Source organism: Pseudomonas sp. B37(2017), from assembly GCF_002112885.1.
Classification (GTDB): domain Bacteria; phylum Pseudomonadota; class Gammaproteobacteria; order Pseudomonadales; family Pseudomonadaceae; genus Aquipseudomonas; species Aquipseudomonas paraglycinae.
Genome location: NZ_NEIX01000011.1, coordinates 124,983 through 144,782, shown reverse-complemented (window position 1 = coordinate 144,782; position 19,800 = coordinate 124,983). Strand labels below are relative to the sequence as shown.

At 62.0% G+C, this 19,800-nt stretch carries 20 protein-coding genes; 11 read left to right on the top strand and 9 right to left on the bottom strand.

What is annotated here, in order from left to right:
• Nucleotides 1–142: 142 nt before the first annotated feature.
• A complete protein-coding gene (locus CAF90_RS24130) occupies nt 143–1,063 on the bottom strand; it encodes a histone deacetylase (protein WP_085608735.1) in 921 nt (306 codons plus the stop codon).
• An 82-nt stretch (nt 1,064–1,145) separates the two neighbouring features.
• Here CAF90_RS24130 and CAF90_RS24125 point away from each other — a divergent pair, with 82 nt between their 5' ends.
• The 3 genes from CAF90_RS24125 to CAF90_RS24115 all read left to right on the top strand — a co-directional run bounded on the left by CAF90_RS24125 (nt 1,146) and on the right by CAF90_RS24115 (nt 3,284).
• Entirely contained in the window at nt 1,146–1,715 is a 570-nt protein-coding gene (locus CAF90_RS24125; protein ID WP_085608734.1) for a GNAT family N-acetyltransferase, read from the top strand.
• Between the two features lie 109 nt (nt 1,716–1,824).
• Complete coding sequence (gene tesB / locus CAF90_RS24120) at nt 1,825–2,694, top strand: acyl-CoA thioesterase II (protein ID WP_085608733.1); 870 nt, start codon at nt 1,825–1,827, stop codon at nt 2,692–2,694.
• Nucleotides 2,691–3,284 (top strand): HAD family hydrolase, encoded by a 594-nt coding sequence (locus CAF90_RS24115; protein ID WP_085608732.1) that lies wholly within the window; start codon nt 2,691–2,693, stop codon nt 3,282–3,284. The genes tesB and CAF90_RS24115 overlap by 4 nt, the downstream gene beginning before the upstream one ends.
• Before the next feature lie 130 nt (nt 3,285–3,414).
• Here CAF90_RS24115 and CAF90_RS24110 read toward each other — a convergent pair whose 3' ends face one another.
• The 4 genes from CAF90_RS24110 to CAF90_RS24095 all read right to left on the bottom strand — a co-directional run bounded on the left by CAF90_RS24110 (nt 3,415) and on the right by CAF90_RS24095 (nt 8,000).
• Complete coding sequence (locus CAF90_RS24110) at nt 3,415–4,368, bottom strand: alpha/beta fold hydrolase (RefSeq protein WP_085608731.1); 954 nt, start codon at nt 4,366–4,368, stop codon at nt 3,415–3,417.
• A complete protein-coding gene (locus tag CAF90_RS24105; RefSeq protein WP_039771788.1) occupies nt 4,369–5,256 on the bottom strand; it encodes a neutral zinc metallopeptidase in 888 nt (295 codons plus the stop codon).
• 190 nt (nt 5,257–5,446) lie between these two features.
• Nucleotides 5,447–6,280 (bottom strand): aldo/keto reductase, encoded by an 834-nt coding sequence (locus CAF90_RS24100; RefSeq protein ID WP_085608730.1) that lies wholly within the window; start codon nt 6,278–6,280, stop codon nt 5,447–5,449.
• Nucleotides 6,264–8,000, bottom strand: a complete 1,737-nt coding sequence (locus tag CAF90_RS24095) for an FAD-dependent oxidoreductase (protein ID WP_085608729.1) — start codon at nt 7,998–8,000, stop codon at nt 6,264–6,266. The genes CAF90_RS24100 and CAF90_RS24095 overlap by 17 nt, the downstream gene beginning before the upstream one ends.
• Nucleotides 8,001–8,177: 177 nt before the next feature.
• Between CAF90_RS24095 and CAF90_RS24090 the strand changes: the two genes are divergently transcribed.
• The 4 genes from CAF90_RS24090 to CAF90_RS24075 all read left to right on the top strand — a co-directional run bounded on the left by CAF90_RS24090 (nt 8,178) and on the right by CAF90_RS24075 (nt 11,895).
• Entirely contained in the window at nt 8,178–8,954 is a 777-nt protein-coding gene (locus tag CAF90_RS24090) for an IclR family transcriptional regulator (RefSeq protein WP_011336050.1), read from the top strand.
• 116 nt (nt 8,955–9,070) lie between these two features.
• Entirely contained in the window at nt 9,071–10,132 is a 1,062-nt protein-coding gene (locus tag CAF90_RS24085; protein WP_085608728.1) for a Gfo/Idh/MocA family protein, read from the top strand.
• A 2-nt stretch (nt 10,133–10,134) separates the two neighbouring features.
• The gene (locus CAF90_RS24080) at nt 10,135–10,950 is read left to right on the top strand and encodes a sugar phosphate isomerase/epimerase (protein WP_085608727.1); all 816 of its coding nucleotides are present in this window, start codon (nt 10,135–10,137) and stop codon (nt 10,948–10,950) included.
• Nucleotides 10,951–11,016: 66 nt separating this feature from the next.
• Nucleotides 11,017–11,895: a DMT family transporter gene (locus tag CAF90_RS24075; RefSeq protein ID WP_085608726.1), complete on the top strand. Its 879-nt coding sequence runs from the start codon at nt 11,017–11,019 to the stop codon at nt 11,893–11,895.
• Between the two features lie 109 nt (nt 11,896–12,004).
• On the opposite strand, the gene CAF90_RS24070 is transcribed toward CAF90_RS24075, so the two are convergent.
• Complete coding sequence (locus CAF90_RS24070) at nt 12,005–13,342, bottom strand: MFS transporter (protein WP_007958787.1); 1,338 nt, start codon at nt 13,340–13,342, stop codon at nt 12,005–12,007.
• 273 nt (nt 13,343–13,615) lie between these two features.
• Here CAF90_RS24070 and quiC point away from each other — a divergent pair, with 273 nt between their 5' ends.
• The gene (gene quiC / locus CAF90_RS24065) at nt 13,616–15,517 is read left to right on the top strand and encodes a 3-dehydroshikimate dehydratase QuiC (RefSeq protein WP_085608725.1); all 1,902 of its coding nucleotides are present in this window, start codon (nt 13,616–13,618) and stop codon (nt 15,515–15,517) included.
• 102 nt (nt 15,518–15,619) lie between these two features.
• Nucleotides 15,620–16,297, top strand: a complete 678-nt coding sequence (locus CAF90_RS24060; RefSeq protein ID WP_085608724.1) for a TetR/AcrR family transcriptional regulator — start codon at nt 15,620–15,622, stop codon at nt 16,295–16,297.
• 33 nt (nt 16,298–16,330) lie between these two features.
• Here CAF90_RS24060 and CAF90_RS24055 read toward each other — a convergent pair whose 3' ends face one another.
• The 3 genes from CAF90_RS24055 to CAF90_RS24045 all read right to left on the bottom strand — a co-directional run bounded on the left by CAF90_RS24055 (nt 16,331) and on the right by CAF90_RS24045 (nt 18,684).
• A complete protein-coding gene (locus CAF90_RS24055; RefSeq protein WP_085608723.1) occupies nt 16,331–17,185 on the bottom strand; it encodes a shikimate dehydrogenase in 855 nt (284 codons plus the stop codon).
• Between the two features lie 5 nt (nt 17,186–17,190).
• Complete coding sequence (gene aroQ, locus CAF90_RS24050; protein ID WP_011336043.1) at nt 17,191–17,631, bottom strand: type II 3-dehydroquinate dehydratase; 441 nt, start codon at nt 17,629–17,631, stop codon at nt 17,191–17,193.
• Between the two features lie 141 nt (nt 17,632–17,772).
• Nucleotides 17,773–18,684 (bottom strand): LysR family transcriptional regulator, encoded by a 912-nt coding sequence (locus CAF90_RS24045; protein WP_085608722.1) that lies wholly within the window; start codon nt 18,682–18,684, stop codon nt 17,773–17,775.
• A 203-nt stretch (nt 18,685–18,887) separates the two neighbouring features.
• Here CAF90_RS24045 and CAF90_RS24040 point away from each other — a divergent pair, with 203 nt between their 5' ends.
• Complete coding sequence (locus CAF90_RS24040) at nt 18,888–19,316, top strand: DUF4160 domain-containing protein (protein ID WP_085608721.1); 429 nt, start codon at nt 18,888–18,890, stop codon at nt 19,314–19,316.
• A complete protein-coding gene (locus CAF90_RS24035; protein WP_007951001.1) occupies nt 19,313–19,759 on the top strand; it encodes a hypothetical protein in 447 nt (148 codons plus the stop codon). Before CAF90_RS24040 ends, CAF90_RS24035 begins: the two co-directional genes overlap by 4 nt.
• Nucleotides 19,760–19,800: the final 41 nt, after the last annotated feature.

The following is a 19,800-nucleotide window of genomic DNA, read 5'->3' as shown; positions in this document are numbered from 1 at the left end:
CCCACAGGGATTTGTGATGATCGAAAGGTCTGATCAAAAAACAACCAGCGCGCTGCAAGCCATGTTCAGCTTGGGCTGTAGTCCCTTTCGCTCAGGTTATCCACAGGCCGTTCCACAGCCATTGTGGGTAACGCAGCACAACTCAATGACAACCCGATGACTGCCAGACGCGCTGCGCACTGTGATGCAGGATGCCGTGGCGGCGCGCCAGGGCCTGGCGATCCTTGCTGTAACCGCCGCCGATCACCCCGACCACCGGGATGTCGCGGCCCAGGCAGTGGCGCATCACGCTTTCATCGCGGGCGGCGACGCCTTCGTCAGTCAGTTGCAGATAACCGAGGGCGTCGTCCTTGTGCACGTCGACGCCGGCGTCGTACAGCACCAGATCCGGCTGATACAGCGGCAGCAGATAGTTGAGCGCGTCATCGACAACTTTCAGGTAATCGGCGTCGCCCATGCCGTTGGGCAGCGGAATGTCCCAGTCGCTTTCGGCCTTGCGTGCAGGAAAGTTCTTTTCGCAGTGCAGGGAAACGGTGATCGCTTCCGGGGTGTTGTGCAGAATCCGTGCAGTGCCGTCGCCCTGATGCACGTCGCAGTCGAAGATCAGCACCCGGTTCACCCGGCCGCTTTGCAGCAGGTAGTGGCTGATGATCGCCAGGTCATTGAAGATGCAGAAGCCGGCGGGGTAGTCGTAATGGGCGTGATGGGTGCCACCGGCGAGGTGGCAGGCCAGGCCATGTTCCAGCGCTTTCTCCGCTGCCAGAATCGATCCGCCGACCGCCCGCACGGTGCGTCTAGCCAGGGCTTCATTCCACGGCAGACCGAGGCGCCGCTGGTCTTCGCGGGACAACTCGCCGCTCATGTAGCGTTCGATATAACCGCGGTCATGGGCAAGGGCGAGAATGTCGGCAGGGCACAGTTCAGGGCGCAACAGGTCTTCGTCGCGGGTCAGGCCGCTGTCCACCAGGTGATCGCGCAGCAGGCGGAACTTGTCCATGGGGAAGCGGTGATCCGCCGGAAATTCCGGGCTGTAGTCTTCGTGGTAGATCAGCGGCAACGGCATGGTGGACTATTCATAAAGGCTGCAGGAAAGAGTGCAAAGCCTAACAGCGATGTAGACTGACGGCATCAAGCGGAGGGGCGGGATGGAACCGATACTGGAGCTGGAAAGCGCAAGGCTGCTGATGCGCCAATGGCAGGACGAGGATTTGCCGGCGTTCGCGGCCATGTGCGCCGACCCGCAGGTGATGCGCTACTTCCCCGCGCCCTTGAGCCGGCTGGAAAGCGCCGCGCTGATCGGCCGGGTGCGCGGGCACTTTGCCGAGCACGGTTACGGCCTGTGGGCGCTGGAGCGCAAGGACAGCGGCGAGTTCATCGGTTTTACCGGGCTCGGCGTGGTCGGCTTCGATGCGCCGTTCACCCCAGCGGTGGAAATCGGCTGGCGGCTGGCCAAGGAACATTGGGGCCTTGGTTATGCCAGCGAAGCGGCGTGGACCGCTCTGCGTTGCGGCTTTGACCGGGTGGCGCTGAATGAAGTGGTGTCGTTCACCAGCGAGACCAATCTGCCGTCGCAGAAAGTCATGCAGGCGATCGGCATGCACCACGCCCCGCAGGATGATTTCGACCACCCGCGTCTCGCGGACGGTCACCCGTTACGGCGACATGTGTTGTACCGCATCACGAGGGAGCAGTGGCTGGAAACCTTGCATGGATAAGCAGGCGCGGACGTTTACAATGGCCGGCACCCTGGGGGCGCCGGCCAGAACCTGAATCCCCCGCCGCAGCCAAGACTGCGCGGCATAGCTTTGTGTGAGGAGAGTCTGAATGAGCCAAGTGTTGGAAGATCTGGTGGATCTGCTGACCCTCGAACCGATCGAGGAAAACCTGTTCCGTGGTCGCAGCCAGGATCTGGGCTTTCGCCAGTTGTTCGGCGGCCAGGTGCTCGGCCAGTCGCTGTCGGCGGCCAGTCAGACCGTTGAAGAAACGCGTCATGTGCATTCGATGCACGGTTATTTCCTGCGTCCGGGCGATGCCAAGTTGCCGGTGGTCTACTCGGTGGACCGCGTGCGGGACGGCGGCAGTTTCAGCACCCGCCGCGTGACCGCGATCCAGAAGGGCCACCCGATTTTCACTTGCAGCGCTTCGTTCCAGTACGACGAAGAAGGCTTCGAACACCAGAGCCAGATGCCCCAGGTTGTCGGCCCGGAAAACCTGCCGTCGGAGCTGGAACTGACCCAGCAACGCGCGCACCTGATCCCGGAACATATGCGCGAAAAGCTGCTGTGCCCGAAGCCGATCGAAGTGCGCCCGGTCACTGAAAAAGACCCGTACAACCCGCAACCGGCGGATCCGGTCAAGTACGTGTGGTTCCGTGCCGACGGCGCTTTGGCCGATATCCCGGCGCTGCACAAATACCTGCTGGCCTACGCCTCGGACTTCGGCCTGCTGACCACCTCGATGCTGCCGCACGGCAAATCGGTCTGGCAGAAAGACATGCAGGTCGCCAGCCTCGACCACGCGTTGTGGTTCCACAATGACCTGCGCGCCGATGACTGGTTGCTCTACGCCATGGACAGTCCGTGGGCCGGCAACTCGCGCGGGTTCTCCCGGGGCAGCGTGTTCAACCGCGCCGGGCAACTGGTGGCGTCGGTGACCCAGGAAGGCCTGATCCGTCATCGCAAGGACTGGGCATGAGTCTGGCGGATGTGCGGCACTGGGTGTTCGACATGGACGGCACCCTGACCGTCGCCGTGCACGACTTCGCGGCGATCCGCGTGGCGTTGTCGATCCCGCCGGAGGACGACATCCTCACTCACCTCGCGGCGTTGCCCGCCGAGGAAGCAGCGGCGAAACATGCGTGGCTGCTGGAACATGAGCGCGATCTGGCGCTCGGCTCGACCCCGGCGGTCGGCGCGGTGGAGCTGGTGCGCGACCTGCACGCCCGGGGTTATCGCCTGGGCATCCTGACCCGCAATGCGCGGGAGCTGGCTCATGTGACGCTGGAGGCCATCGGCCTGGCCGACTGTTTTGCGGTGGAGGATGTGCTGGGTCGCGATGAAGCACAGCCAAAACCGCATCCCGGTGGCCTGCTGAAACTGGCCGAGGCCTGGCAAGTGCCGGCGAGCGAGATGGTGATGGTCGGAGATTACCGGTTTGATCTTGATTGCGGCCGGGCGGCGGGCACGCACACGGTGCTGGTGAACCTGCCGGATAATCCGTGGCCGGAGCTGACCGACTGGCATGCGAAGGATTGTGTGGAGTTGCGGCGAATGTTGTTCGCCTGAGGCCTGCATTGTCTGCACGGATGCCTTCGCGAGCAAGCCCGCTCCCACAGGGAAACGCATTCCAAATGTGGGAGCGGCGGTGCGACGACTCGACTTGCTCGCGAAGAGGCCAGACCATCCACCCAACAACTTATTGCTCGAATAGTGCTTTCTGGCCTTCCGGCGAGGTCAGCATGCCGTCGCCGTTATGCCCGACGCCGGGCACTTCGATCAGGCGCTGATTGACCCCTTCAGGGTGACGACGCAGCAAGTAACTGAAAAACAGCTTCCCGCGTTCCAGTCGATAAGCCCCCTGGGCTTTGGCGGCGCAGCTCTTGTCCAGCGCCGGGTGTTGCGGGTCGGTGTCCTGCTGGCCCAGCAGATAAATCACCTCGCGTTTGACGTAACGGCCTTCAAGCTGCGCGGGCGTTTGCCCACCCGAGTAGATCGGCGGGTCCACCAGACCGTACTTCCAGCGATTGAAACCGGGGCACTTGGCATGATCGAAGGCCACCGGACGTTGCTCATTGAAGTACGCGTAGGACGACGGGTTGGCGACTACATAACGCAAGCGAATGCCTTCGGTCTTGAGCGCCGGTTGTTCCTGAGCCAGCAGCGCATAACGCTGCACCACCTGGGCGCCGCCGGAGTGGCCAAAGATCACGATCTGCTTCACGTCCGGAAACTGCTTGCGATCGCTCAGCCGCGCGACGATTTCGTCCAGTGCGGCGTAGGAACTCAGCGGATTCGGCCCTGTGGATAACCCGCCGCCCATCCAGTCGTTGCCTTGCCAGCGCAGCACGCTGGCGGGTAACGAGTAGAGCGACACGTCGCTTTCGTTGAGAAACTGCGGGGCGATCACCAAGGTGTTGGCGGTTTGCCCGGCCAGTTCCGCCGCGACTTCGCCGCTTTTGCGATAGGTCTCGGCGTTGCGCAGACGGCCATGAATGACGATCAGCACGCGCTCGATTTTCGCCGGCGCCGGGCCGATGCCCACCGCCATTTCGCCGGCCTGCAATTGCAGGCGCCCGGGACTGATTGCGTCGACGCCGGCCGCTTGGGCGGTGCCGCCGATGAACAGAAAAGCCAACAGCCATTTATGCATTTACAGGTTTTTCGCCGCAAAGGTATCGCACTGGCCGACCTGGCCCTGGGCGAATCCGGTTTTGAACCAGCGCACCCTTTGCGCCGACGTACCGTGAGTAAACGAGTCCGGCACCACACGGCCCTGACCCTGTTGTTGCAGGCGATCATCACCGATGGCGTTCGCTGCGTTCAAGGCTTCTTCGATGTCACCCGGTTCCAGCCAGTTCAGGCGTTTCTGCGCGTTGTAGGCCCAGACCCCGGCCAGACAATCGGCTTGCAGTTCCTGACGCACCAGCAGACCACCGTCGCCTTCCATCTGCCGGCCTTGCTGGCGGGCTGTCTGAATTTTCGCCGAGACGCCGAGAAGCGTCTGCACATGGTGTCCGACTTCGTGAGCGATCACGTAGGCCTGGGCGAAGTCGCCGGCGGCCTTGAAGCGCTGGGCCATTTCCTGGAAGAACGCCATGTCCAGATAGACTTTCTGGTCCGCCGGGCAATAGAACGGGCCGGTGGCCGAGGTCGCCAGACCGCAGGCGGAATTGACCCGGTTGCTGAACAGTACCAGGGTCGGATCCTTATATTGCCGGCCGGCCTGCTGGAAGATTGCGCCCCAGGTGTCTTCGGTGTCGCCGAGGATCGAGCGCACGAATTCGGCCTGTTCATCGTTGGCCGGCGGTGCCTGACGGGTTTGCGAAGTAGGAGCCGATTGTTCGGTCATCTGCCCGGTGAGCTGGCCGAGGATCTGCAGCGGGTCCTGCCCGGTGATCCAGCCGATGCCGACGATCAGCAGGATCGCCCCGAGGCTCAGGCCCTTGCCTCCGCCGAAGCGCATGCCCCCACCACCGCCCATGTCATCGCCACGGGCGTCGACGACGTTGTCACTGCGTCGGCCTTTTTTCCATAGCATGTGGGAATCCTCTGTCTGATCGTGGTGATGAGTGTTGCTGGTGTGTGAGTGTGGCGCCAGTCCGGTCGTCCGTCTATTCGTACACACGCACAAAGGCCCGGCCTCGGGGTGACGAGGTCGGGCCTGTTATTGACGAGCGCGAGCGCCGGGAATTCAATCCGCCGGCGGTTTTCTTTCGCCGGGTCAGATTTTAGCGGTCGAAGGCATCCCATACCGGCGCGAAGTCCGGGCTGACCTGACGTTCGCGCTTGGACAACGCAGCGATCAGCGCCCGGTCGTCGTCATCCAGTTCGACATTCAGCGAGGCCAGGTTGGCCAGTTGATTGGTCTTGCTGCTGGCCTTGGGAATCGCCGCGACGTTGTCCTGATCCAGCAGCCATTTCAGCGCCACTTGAGTGGGCAGCACGCCGTGTTTTTCGGCGATCTGCTGAATCTGCGGAATTTCCGAGACCTTGTTACGTGCCAGTGGCGTGTAGGCCGTCAGCGCCAGATCGTGTTGACGGGCGTAGTCGAGCAGGGCGTTTTGTCCGAGCAGGACGTGGTACTCGACCTGAATCGCTGACAGAGGAATTCCGTATTCCTCGACGACTTTGCGCAGCAGCGGCAGCGGAAAATTCGCCACGCCGATGTTGCGAGCCAGCCCCTGTTCCTTGAACGACGCGAGGGTTTCGAGGGTGCGCGGCAAATCCCAGTCGGTGGTCGGCCAATGGATCATGAACAGGTCGACGTACTCGCTGCGCAACGCCTTGAGGCTGCGCTCCAGCGAGTGACGCATGGCATCCGGTTGCAACTGGTCCCACCAGACCTTGGTGGTGACGTGGATCTGCTCGCGGGGTGTCGGCGTATTCGCCAGCGCCTGTCCGACTGCGTCTTCGTTGTTGTAGGCCGCCGCCGTGTCGATGTGTCGGTAACCGAGTTCCAGGGCTTGCTCCACGGCGCGGGTGCACTCGTCGCCGAGCATCGGCCAGGTGCCGAGGCCGAGTTTTGGCAGGTTCAGTCCTTGTCTGTTAACGATGTGCTGCATGGTCGATCTCCTGTTCGAAAGCCGTGACGCCCGCCATGTGCCGGGCTGCGATGTAACCGAAAGTCAGGGCCGGGCCGAGGTTGATCCCGCCCGCCGGATAATGCCCGCCCATGATGCTGGCCATGTCGCCACCGGCGGCGTAGAGCCCGGTGATGGGCCGGTCTTCGGCGTCGAGCACTTGCGCGTGCGGATTGACCTTGAGCCCGGCGAAGGTGCCGAAACAGCCCGGCTGCACCTTCACCGCGTAGAACGGGCCTTGTTCGATGGGCGCCACGCACGGATTGGGCTGTTGCGCCGGATCGCCCTGTTTGCGGTTGTACGGGGTCGAGCCGCGACCGAACAGCGGATCTTCGCCGTGCCGCGCATGGTGGTTGTAGTCATGGAGAGTGGCGCGTAATCCGTTCGGATCGATGCCGCATGCGGTGGCCAATTCCTCAAGGGTATTGCCGGTTTTCAGATAGCCGCTGCGGATAAAACCTGACACCGGCACCGGAAACGGCCGAGACATGCCGAGCCCGTAACGACGCTGGAACGCGCGGGTGCAGATCAGCCAGGACGCGACCTCTTCACCTTCGGGGGCCGCGGCGACCATGGCGCTGACATAGTCGTAATAGCCGTTGGCTTCGTTGACGAAGCGCTGGCCGTTGCGCAGCACGCCGATGACGCCCGGTTTGCCACGTTCGATGATGTGTGGGAAATGGCCGATGCTGCCGTCGGAATGTGGCACCTGCGAGACCGGCGCCCACGCCACGGGCGAGGCCACTTCGGTGTTGACCCGGGCTCCGACGGTTTCTCCCAATCGCAGGCCGTCGCCATCCACTCCCAAGGGTGGCAGCGCCCAATGTTCATGACCGGTGGGCGTGCGAGGGAACAACGCTTTGCGCCGCTCGATGTCGTTGGCAAATCCGCCAGCGGCGAGCACCACGGCTTTGCGGGCATGGACATTGACCGGGCCTTTTGTGGTGTTCACGCGAGCGCCGGTGATGCGTGAATCGTCGCGCAGCAGTTCGGTCAATGGCGCCGATTCCCACAGCAGTACGCCGAGGTCTTCGGCGGACTTCGCCAGCCGTGCCACCAGCGCCACGCCGTTGACCAGTTGCATCGCCCGGCCGTGCAGCGCCAGGTCCAGCAGGTGGCGGGTGAAACGCCGGGTCACGTGCCAGGCCGCCGACAACGAGCGGGTCAGATTGAGAAACGCCGACAGGTCCGCACCCGCCATGATCGGCATGCCCATGAACGATGTTTCGCGCATGGTTGTGCGAAGACGCTTGAGCAGGCGCCCGACCTTTCGTCCGTCATAGGGGGCGGCAATCACCGAGCGTCCGCCGGTGCCGGCGCCCGGTGTTTCGCCGTGGATGTCGGCGATGGCGTTGCCGTCGGCAAATTGCAGGGCGGTGTGTTGTTCGAAGAACGCCACCATGCGCGGACCGGCCTCAAGGAAGGCGTCGATCATGGCCGGGTCGTAATGCTCGCCGAGTTCGTGGCGCAGATAGGTGCGCGGCAGTTCCACGTCTTCCACGATCCCGGCGCGCCGGGCCAGCGGATTGCATGGCACCCAAGCCCAGCCGCCGGACCATGCGGTGGCGCCGCCGAACACCGGATCCTTTTCCACCACGATGACCTTCAAGCCATGCCAGGCAGCGGTGACGGCGGCCGACAAACCGGCGGCGCCGGAGCCGACCACCAGAACGTCGCAGTCGATATCGGAAAGGGCAGGCATCAGAAAGGGCTCCAGCAATCAATTGTTTTTAGAATCATGTTCCAGAAAATAACCAGTGCAGGCGAAGCAGATCAACCGACTGGCGCGCAAAGTGGGCGGTTATCGGACGCCGGGTTCCAGATTTCGCATTCCTCGGGATGTCTTCTAGAATCGGCGAAATTTCACCGAGAGCGCACCATGGCCGGCAGTCAAATCGAACGGGTTTTCAGCGTGCTGGAAAGCCTCACCAGTGATCCGCGCGGGCTGCCGATGCAGACCCTGGCCGAGCAACTGGACATTCCGAAGAGCGCGACGCACCGCCTGCTCGCCGAGCTGATCCGCCTGGGGTACGTGCGGCAGAATCCGGAAACGTTGCGTTATCACCTGTCGACCAAACTGGTTGCGATGGGCTTTCAGTACTTGTCCAGCAGCGGGGCCGACATCGTGCAGCCGGTGCTCGATCGGCTGGCCCAGGAAACCGGTGAGCTGGTGCGCCTTGGGGTGATCGACGGCGAACGCCAGACCTGGATCGCCAAGGCTCAGGGCGCCCGCACCGGCCTGCGTTACGACCCGGACATGGGCCGCGATGCGCCGCTGTTCTACACAGCGTCGGGCCATGCGTGGCTGGCGTGCATGAGCGACGCCGAGGCGTTATCGCTGGTCGAGCGCCAGGGCGCGGAGGTACCGGCGGATATCGGGCCCAATGCGCCGCGCTCCAATATTGAACTGCTCGAACGCCTGCGCGTGGCCCGGGAACAGGGTTATGCCTGTGTGGAAGAAAGTTCGGCGGTCGGCACTTCGGCGATTGCTGCCGTGGTGAAACATCCTGCCGATGGCCGGGTGATCGGCGTGCTCAGCATCGCCGGGCCAAGCGCACGGATGCCGGGGGCGCGATTGCATGAACTGGCGCCGTTGCTGCTGACGTTCACCGAGGAATTGTCGGCGGCCAGCCTGGCCTCGGAGTTGTTCGTTTAAGCAAAGCTGTGCGCTGTTCGCCCACTTTTCAGTCGGGTGGGTGTGAGAATCTGGAACCGGATTCTAAATTGTTGAAGGAGTGAGTTTTCCCACAACAATCACAAGAGGATCGCACCTTGAACCCGCCCCTTCGAATCGCCCTGATCGGCGCCGGTAACATGGGCCAGCAACATTACCGGCAGCTGAAACATCTCACTGAGACCACGTTATGCGCCTTGGCCGATCCCGGCCTTCAGGCACCGGCCCTGGCGGCGGAGTGGGGTGTGGCGTATTTCGTCGATCACCGTCAGATGCTGGAGCAGAACCGGCCAGACGCAGTGATCGTCGCCAGTCCGAATAATCAGCACGTCAGCACCGCGCTGGATTGCCTGGCCGCTGGTGTTCCGGTGTTGCTGGAAAAACCGGTGGGCGTAAACCTGGATGAAGCGCGGGAACTGGTGGCAGCGGTGAAGCGCAGCGGCGTGCCGGTGTTGGTCGGTCATCATCGGCGGCACAATCCGTTGATCGTGCGGGCCCATGAACTGGTCAAGGAGGGAGCGCTGGGACGGCTGACTCTGGTGACTGCGTTGTTCCAGCTGCGCAAGCCTGACCAGTATTTCGAAACCGCGTGGCGGCGCGAAGAGGGCGCGGGCATGCTGTTGACCAATCTGATCCACGACCTCGATCTACTGCGTCATCTGTGCGGTGAAGTGCGTTCGGTGCAGGCAATCACCGACCGTTCGGTGCGCGGTTTTGCCAATGAAGACAGCGCGGCGATCCTGCTGCAATTCGATGGCGGAGCGCTTGGCTCCCTGACTGGTTCCGATGCGGTGGCGGCGCCGTGGAGCTGGGAGTTGAACTCCGGGGAGAACCCGGCCTATCCGCGCCAAGCCGATCAGCCTTGCTACTTGCTGGCGGGCACGGCCGGCGCCTTGAGCATTCCGCAACTCAAGCGCTGGCATTACCGCGCCGATCAGGTGGACGCCGGTTGGCATGACCCGTTGATGTCGGTCGACGAACCGTTCACGCCTGACGAAGCCTTGCGATTGCAGTTGCAGCATTTCGTCCGCGTGGCGCGACGGGAGGTTGAACCGCTGGTGAGTGCCGCCGATGCCGCCCGCACGCTGGCGCTGGTCGAGGCCATCCGTGAAGCAGCGGCCAGCGGTCGCGCCACCGAACCTGCGCAGATCGAGGCCTGAACATGAGCGAACGAATTCTGTCCCTGGCCAGCCTGACCGTGCTGGAGTTGTCGCCACCCGAGATGGTCGAGGTCGCGGCCCGTGCCGGTTACAGTCATGTCGGCCTGCGTCTGGAGCCGGCGACGCCCGAGGAATATCACTTCCCGTTGGTAGCCGATGGCGGTTTGCGGCGTCAGACACTGGCGCGTTTGCGTGACACCGGCATCGGCGTGCTCGACGTGGAAATCCTGCGTTTGAAGCCGCAGACAGTGGTCGCGGATTTCGAGCAGCTGCTCAGCGTCGGCGCGGAGTTCGGTGCCAGTGAATTGCTGGTCGCCGGTAACGATCCTGACGAGCTGCGGCTCACCGATAATTTTGCGGCCCTCTGCGATCTGGCGGCGCCCTATGGTTTGCATCCGCATCTGGAGTTCATGCCGTGGACCGATGCGCGCAATCTCGAGCAGGCGTTGCGCATCGTCGACAACGCCGGGCGCGAAAACGGGGCGGTGCTGGTCGATGCGTTTCACTTCGACCGTTCCGGATCGCGGCTGGGAGATCTGGCCGGTGTGCCAGCCTCGCGGCTGCGCTATGCACAGTTGTGCGATGTTGCCGGGCCGAGGCCGACGGACATGGCCGAGATCTTGCGTCAGGCCCGCAATGAACGACGGTTTCCCGGCGAGGGTGATTGTGACTTGAGCGGTTTGTTGCGCAGTCTTCCGGCTAACCTTCCCCTGAGTCTGGAAATTCCCACGGTCAAATTGCTGGAGCAAGGCGTGAGTGGTTTGCAGCGGGCGCAAATGGCAATCGACCGGACGCGGGAATTGTTGGCCCGGCTTTAAGTCTGCTTCAAGGGGCGAGGGCGCCTGCGTCCTTGTCACCGTTTATTTTTCATTCAGAGAGAGCCAATGACCGTCAGCACTCCGCTTTCCGGCGTCAACCAACCCTTCAAGGGGATCTTGCTGATTGTCGTGGCAACCTTCCTGTTCTCCAGCCACGACGCGCTGTCGAAATACCTTTCGGGTTTTTATCCGATCGTCATGGTGGTGTGGGCGCGGTATCTGGTGCACACGCTGCTGATGGCGGGGATTTTCCTGCCGCAGTCCGGGCTGCGCGTGCTGCGCACCAAGCGCCCGTTGTGGCAGTTGGCGCGGGCGCTTTGTCTGCTGGGCACCAGCCTGTTTTTCACCACAGCGTTGCTGTACATCCCGCTGGCCGAGGCCACGGCGGTCAACTTTCTTGCGCCGGTGCTGGTGACGGCGCTGTCGGTGCCGTTGCTCAAGGAACGGGTGACGCGCGGTCAGTGGATCGCGGTGGTGTGCGGGTTTATCGGTGTGCTGATCATCGTCCATCCGGGCGGTGACTTGTTCACCCCAGCGATTCTGTTGCCGTTCTGCTCGGCGCTGTTTTTCTGCTTCTATCAGTTGCTCACCCGCAAGCTCGCGGAAATCGACAGCCCGACCACCAGCAACTTTTTCGCCGGGTTGTGCAACACGCTGGTGATGAGTGCGCTGGTGCCGTTCTTCTGGCAGGTGCCGAGCCTGGGGCATGCGCTGTTGATGCTGGCGCTGGGCAGTTGCGGAATGACCGCGCACCTGTTTCTGACCCAGGCGTTCCGCCATGCTGCGCCGGCGTTGCTGGCGCCGTTCGGTTATTGCCAGATCGTGTTTGCGGGGCTGTTGGGCTGGTTACTGTTTGCTCACACGCCGACCCTGATGACCGTGATCGGGATCGCGGCGATCTGTTGCAGCGGGCTGGCGGCAGCGTGGCAGCAGAGCCGGCGCTGAAAACCACTGTGGGAGTGAGCTTGCTCACGAAGGCGGTGTGTCATTCAACGTCAGTGCTGAATGTCAGTCCGCATTCGCGAGCAAGCTCGCTCCCACAAGGAAGGGCAGGTTATTCGGTAACGGTAGGAATCTTGCGCGGTGCCATGAAGTACATCCAGGTCAGGGCAATGAAGTACATCGCCGGGATCAGGGTGAACAACACGGTGTAGTTGTTGTTGGTGACGGTAAGGATATGGCCGACGATCTGGGTCATGAACATCCCGCCGATCGCCGCGCACATGCCACCGAAACCGAACACCGTGCTCATCATGTGCTTGGGCGTGTAGTCCATCACCAGGCTCCAGATGTTCGCCGTCCAGGCCTGATGCGCGCCGATGGCCAGGGAAATGGCGGCGACTGCGATCCACAGGTTGGCTGAGCCGGCGGCCATGACCACACCGATGATGCAGCAGGCGAACAGGAACATCGACAGCAGGCGCGCCTTGATCGAGTTCATACCGCGACCGATCAGGAACGAAGACAGAATCCCGCCGCCCACGCTGCCGAAGTCGGCGGTGACGTAGATGATGATCAGCGGAATGCCCATCTGGGTGACGTTGATGCCCAGGTTGTATTGCTGATTGAGAAACGGCGGCAGCCAGTACAGGTAGAACCAGAACACCGGCGCGGTCAGCGAGTAGGCGAGGGCGAAGGCCCAGGTGCCGCGCATCCGCAGGATTTTCGAGAACGGCACGCGGGCCTGTTCCGGTTCGACTTCTTTCTGGATGTATTCCAGCTCCGACTGTTTAACGCTCGGGTGATCTTCCGGGTTGAAATACTTCAGGCCCCAAAACAGCAGCCAGATCCCGCCCAGTGCCGACATGCACAGGAACGCAGCCTGCCAGCCCCACACGTGAAGGATCAGCGGCAGCAGCATCGGGGTGAACATCGCGCCGACGTTGGTGCCGGCGTTGAAGATGCCGGTGGCCACGGCGCGTTCACCGGCCGGGAACCACAGCCGCGTGGTCTTCACGCAGGCCGGGTAGTTGGCCGCTTCGGTCAGGCCGAGGATGAACCGGCAGACCATGAAGCCCACCGCCGAGGTCGCCAGACCGTGGGCGCCGGTGGCCAGGCTCCAGAGCAGCACCGCGCAGAAGAACACGCGCTTGACGCCGACCCGGTCGATCAGCCGTCCTTGCAGCACGAAGCCGATCGCGTAGCCGACCTGAAACCAGAAGTTGATGTTGGCGTAGTCCATCGCCGTCCAGCTCATTTCCTTGGCGAGGATCGGCTGCATGACGCCGAGGGCGGCGCGGTCGATGTAGTTCAGGGTGGTGGCGAAAAACACCAGCGCCAGCATGCCCCAACGGGTCTTGCCGACGGCCATGGCGCCGCGGATCTTGTCGCCGATGCCACCCGTGGCAGTGCTCATGGCCGGAGCCATGCGGGAAGTCTGTGAAGGAATCATGTGTTCCACCCGTTTTTGGATTTGTTATTTGGTGTGCTTTTTTTGTGCACGCTGCGACCGGTGGTTCAGTTCCGGACTCAAGGTGAGATGGATGTTGGGCAGTGGACGAAAAATCGTCAATTCGCCAAACCGGCATTGTGTTCGATAATCGCACGCAAAACTAACCGGGTAGTACACTTTAAATTGCTCAATGATAAACCGGGACCAATAATTCGCTCACCCTATAAAAGCGGCGCAATTTTCGTAGCCGACGTCTCCACCGGGAGTTGAAACATGCAGCGATCCATTGCCACCGTCTCCTTGAGCGGAACCCTGCCGGAAAAACTCGAAGCCATTGCCGCCGCCGGGTTCGACGGGGTGGAGATTTTCGAGAACGATCTTCTGTATTACGACGGCAGCCCCCGGGAAATCCGGCAGATGTGCGCCGACCTCGGAATCGCCATCACGCTGTTTCAGCCGTTCCGCGATTTCGAAGGCTGCCGCCGTGATCGTCTGGACCGCAACCTGGAGCGGGCCGAGCGCAAATTCGACCTGATGCAGGAACTGGGCACCGACCTGGTGCTGGTCTGCAGCAATGCCTCCCCCGACAGTATCGGCGAGCAACAGATCCTCATCGACGACCTGCGCCTGCTGGCCGAGCGCGCTGGCGCCCGTGGCTTGCGTATCGGTTATGAAGCGCTGGCCTGGGGCCGTCACGTCAATACTTATCAACAGGTCTGGGACATCGTGCGTCAGGCCGATCACCCGGCCCTCGGCGTGTTGCTCGACAGCTTCCATACCTTGTCGCTGAAGGGCGATCCACGGGCGATTGCCGAGATTCCCGGCGACAAGATTTTCTTCGTGCAGATGGCCGATGCGCCGATCCTGGCGATGGACGTGCTGGAGTGGAGCCGGCATTTCCGCTGCTTCCCGGGGCAGGGCGAATTCGATCTGCCGGGTTTCCTCGCGCCAATCATCCAGAGTGGCTACACCGGGCCACTGTCGCTGGAAATCTTCAACGACGGCTTCCGCGCCGCACCGCCTCGCGCCAATGCCGCCGATGGTCTGCGTTCGCTCCTTTATCTGGAGGAGAAAACCCGCCAGCGTCTGGAGCAGGAAATCCGCCCTGTGGATAACCGCGACATCCTCTTCGAAACGCCGAAGGCCAGCGAATACAACGGCATCGAGTTTCTTGAGTTCGCCGTGGATGAAAGCCTCGGCGCCAAGTTGTCGAACTGGCTGGAGCGGCTGGGGTTCGTCAAGGCTGGGCAGCATCGTTCCAAGAGCGTCAGCCTGTTGCGGCAGGGCGATATCAACCTGATCCTCAACTCCGAACCCTATTCGTTCGGCCACAGCTTTTTCGAGGCCCATGGCCCGTCGCTGTGCGCTACTGCCGTGCGGGTCAAGGACAGCGCCAGCGCGCTGGCCCGGGCCGTCGCTTATAAAGGTCAGCCGTATCGCGGACTGGTCGGCCCCAACGAGCTGGAACTGGCAGCGGTGCGGGCGCCGGACGGCAGCCTGATTTATCTGGTGGATCAGGAGGCGGATGTCTACGGCACCGACTTCAATCTGCTGCCGGATGCTGTGGCGCGCGGCGGGCTCAAGCGCATCGATCACATGGCCATGGCGCTGCCGGCGGACAGCCTCGACAGCTGGGTGCTGTTCTACAAGAGCCTGCTGGATTTCGAGGCCGACGATGAAGTGGTCCTACCCGATCCTTACGGTCTGGTGAAGAGTCGCGCGCTGCGTAGCCGTGACAGTTCGATTCGTCTGCCGCTGAACATTTCCGAGAACCGCAACACCGCGATCTCACACGCGCTGTCGAGTTATCGCGGCTCCGGGGTGCATCACATCGCTTTCGATTGCGACGATATCTTCGCCGAAGTCAGCCGCGCGAAGGAGGCGGGTGTGCCGCTGCTGGATATCCCGCTGAACTATTACGACGACCTGGCGGCGCGCTTCGATTTCGATGACGAGTTCCTCAGCGAGCTGGCGTACTACAACGTGCTGTACGACCGCGATGCACAAGGCGGCGAGTTGTTCCACGTTTACACCGAGCCGTTCGAAGGGCGTTTCTTCTTCGAGATCATCCAGCGCAAGAACGGTTACGCGGGTTATGGCGCGGCCAACGTCGCGGTGCGGCTGGCGGCGATGGCCAAATCACGCAGTGGCGCGGTTCGCCAGGCCAAGTTGTAGGAAATTCGTAAACGCGGGATTAAACACGGGTCGCGCGGCTTCCTTCACTGGGGCGCGCGGCCCATAATCGCCAGCCTGTGCAGTGATGGCCGTGAGCCCGCAATGACGATGACTTCAGAACTTTCCGCAGCCCCCGATCTACCAGCGGTAGAGCCGCGCAAAAGTCGCAAGAACAACCCGGAAAAGACCCGCGAGAATATCCTGCAGGAGGCGATCGTCGAGTTCGTCCAGCAGGGTCTGTCCGGTGCTCGCGTCGACGCGATCGCCGAGCGCATCCACACCTCCAAGCGCATGATCTATTACTACTTCGGCAGCAAGGAGCAGTTGTACGTCGAGGTGCTGGAGAAGCTCTACGGTGATATCCGCAGCACCGAAAACCGCCTGCACCTGGCCGAATTGCCGCCGGTGGAAGCGATCCGGCGTCTGGTGGAGTTCACCTTCGATCACCACGATCGCAACGTCGATTTCGTGCGGATCGTCAGCATTGAAAACATCCACAACGCCGAGTACGTGAAGCGTTCCGACGCGATCAAGGCGATGAACAACACCATCCTCGATTCCCTGGGCGAGATTCTGCGTCGTGGTGCCGATGAAGGGGTTTTCCGCGCCGGGCTCGACGCGCTGGACGTGCATCTGCTGATCAGTTCGTTCTGCTTCTATCGCGTATCGAACCGCCACACGTTCGGTGAGATCTTTCAGATCGACCTGCCGGACGAAAGCATCAAGCAGCGTCATCGCGAGATGATTTGCGAGTCGGTGCTGCGCTACTTGCAGGCGTGACCGGAGACGAGGGGGCGTCGCCCCCTCACGGTTTTATCCATTCATGCTTTGAAAATGCGCGAGCATTCGCTGCGCATCCGGCACTTTGCCGCTGAACAGCTCAAACGCCTTTACTGCCTGAAACACCGCCATGTTGCCGCCATCCAGGGTTCGGCAACCCAGGGCGCGGGCATTGCGCAGCAGTTCGGTTTCCAGCGGGAAATACACGATCTCCGCTACCCACAACTCGGGCCGCAGCAATGCCACCGGCACAGGCATGCCTGGCAGTTTGGCCATGCCCATCGGCGTGGTGTTTACCAAGCCATCGGCCTGACTCAGTGTGCTCGCCAGATCATGCCCGGCAACCGCGCGGCCAGCGCCGAAATGCTGGTTGAGGTTGTTGGCCAGACTTTCGGCGCGCTCCATGTCCACATCAAAAATGCTCAGTTGCTGTACGCCTTCGCTCAATAAGGCGTGGGCCACCGCCGCGCCTGCACCACCGGCGCCCATCTGGACCACACGTTCGCGGGCAACGTCTGGCAGGCCGCGACGAAAACCTTCGGCAAAACCCAGGCAATCGGTGTTGTGGCCGACGCGTTTGCCGTCCTTCAGCACCACCGTGTTCACGGCGCCGATGCCTCGGGCTTCCGGAGACAATTCATCGAGCAGCGGGATGATCGCCTGCTTGCACGGGAAGGTGATGTTCAGCCCGGTGTAATTCATGCGTTCGGCGGCCAGCAGCAGGTCGGGCAGGGCGTTGCTGTCGAGTTGCAGTTGATCGAGATCGATCAGTCGGTACAGATAGCGCAGGCCCTGTTCGTCACCTTCGTGTTCATGCAGCGCCGGGGTGCGGGAGGCCTGGATGCCGGCGCCGATCAGCCCGGCGAGTATCACGTTGTTGCGGTTCATGCGGATCACCCCTTCAGCCGCTGGCTGAAATGTTCCAGGGCCAGGCGATAGCCGTGGCTGCCAAAGCCGCACATCACGGCAGTGGCGATGGCCGAGACGAACGAATGATGACGGAACGGTTCGCGGGCATGGACGTTGGACAGGTGCACTTCGATCACCGGCAATTCGCTGGCGACCAGTGCGTCGCGGATCGCTACCGAGGTGTGTGTCCAGGCGGCCGGGTTGATCACGATGCCGGCGCAGCGCTGGCGGGCGCCGTGAATCCAGTCGAGCAGTTCGCCTTCGTGGTTGGTCTGGCGAAACTCCACGGCCAAGCCGAACTCTTCGGCGGCACGCCCGCACAGGGCAGAAATGTCGGCCAGGGTTTCGTGACCGTAGGTCGCCGGTTCACGGGTGCCGAGCAGGTTCAGGTTCGGGCCGTTGAGCACCAGAACGATAGGGGGCATGGGGGCAAACTCCACTTATTGTTTTTGGCTTGGGCCGAGGGTTTCGACCTGTGGAGTTAAATTGTACTAGATGGTTACTTTAATCAATTGCTCTGCATCGACAGCTTGGTTTTGTGTGCGGTGATCGCACACAGGTGAGAATCAGTGCGGCAATTGCTCCACCAGAAAATCGATGAAAGCCCTGACGCGCAGCGGCATGTGGCGATTCTGCGGGTACAGCAGAGTGAACGGCCGCGAGCGTCCGCTGTAGGGTTTGAGCACTTCTATCAGCGAGCCATCGGCCAGTTCTTTTTCGACAATGAAGCGATAGGTCTGGAACAACCCGGCACCGTGCCTGGCCAGGGTCACGCCACCGAGCACATCGTCCGAGCAGCAGAAATTGCCCTCGGCGAGGATTTCCCGTGGCGCGTCTTCGTCGTAAAACAGCCAGGTGATCCGCCGCCCACTGCTGGGCAGTTCGTACTGAATGCATTCGTGTTGTTCGAGGTCTTCGAGGGTCTGCGGCGTGCCGGCGCGTTTGAGGTAATCGGGGCTGGCGACCATCACCAGCGCCGCATCCTCCAGATGGCGGGCGATCAGGCCCGAATCGGGAATCGCCCGCACGCGGATCGCCATGTCGTAGCCTTCGCCGACGAAGTCGATGTTGCGGTTGCTGATGTGCATGTCGACCTTCACCTGCGGGAAGCGCGCGCGAAAGGCCGGCAGCAGCGGCAGGATCCGATGATGGGCGTAGGTCGTAGGAATACTGATACGCAGGGTGCCGGACGGTTCCTGCTGCTGGCCCATGACTTCCCGTTGCGCCTCGACCAGTTGCGCCAGCGCCTGGCTGCATTCTTCGTAGTAGCGCCGACCGCTGTCGGTCAGTTTTACGCTGCGGGTGGTGCGCGCGAACAGCCGCACGCCCAAGCGTTCTTCCATGCGTGATACCGAGCGGCTCACCGCTGCCGGTGTCACCGAAGCCGCCTGCGCCGCGCCGGTGAAACTGCCGCACTCGGCGGCCAGGCAAAACAACTCGATGCTGCCCAGCTGAAGATCGTCGAAGTGTCGCTGCATGATTGATTACACCGGGGAATGAGTCTTCGTATGTAGCAAATGCGCGGCCGCTGCGAAAGAACTGCTTACCATTTTGCCCGCGGCTTTTTCGGCTCCCGCACTAGGCTCGAAAGGTAACGGCCACAGCAGGCGTTGGCGCCGATGGTCGGATTTGCCAGGGAATGGCAAGTGTTGAAACGTTTAAACCTAACGGATGGGTTAGCATGAAGGTATGCAGTTACAAAGGACTGTCAGTGGTGATCATGTTGCGTGACGAACATTGCCCGCCCCACGCACATGTGGATGCAGGCGCCTGGAGCGCCCGCTTCAAATTCAGTTTCTGGCACAACGGCGTCGAACTGTGGGATGTGGTGCCGTTGTCGCATCGACCGCCGGTTGCCCTGCTTGAAGGACTGCGCCAGTCGTTGCGTGAAACCGATCATCTGCGGCGGGCGCGCTGGATCTGGTGGACTCGATTGCGCACCGCCTGTCTCGACAATCAGTGGTGGGACGGGCAGTCGAATCAGGTGGCGGTGCTGCGGGAGGTTACCAGCACGAGTTTCAGGATCGGATCGGCGTATTACGAGCCTGAGGTCAACAAAACCCTGTTGGCCCTGGTCGGCGCTCACGAAGGAGTGGAAATAGAATTATGAAAACAGTCAAAGCCGCGTTGCACGCGGATCGGCCCGTCACGGAAAAGCGTCTGGACGAAGCCGTCGACCGTGGCGGCGTGCGCCGTCGCAGCAGCCTGCAAGCTGTGTCAGTGGCTTTTCAGAAACCCTGCCTGGTGATTCACTTCGAGGACGACAGCGGCGTATTGCTGCCAGTGAATCTCTACCGGGAATTCGATGATTTCGAACCGCAAGACTTCAGCGGATTGCACGTCGGCTTTGCCGGCACCGCGCTGTGCCACGACGGCAAGGATCTGCAGGTTTCCATCGCCGGCATGATCTCGGCCAGTCAACCATTGATGGCCATGGCCGCCTCGGTGATCGCTTCGCGCAATGGTCGCCAGAGCAGCACCGCGAAAGCTGAAGCTGCGCGGGCCAACGGCAGGAAGGGCGGGCGCCCGCGCAAGATTGATCCGGTGTTATGAACAGGCACAAAAAAGCCGTCGGTCAGGACGGCTTTCTTGTA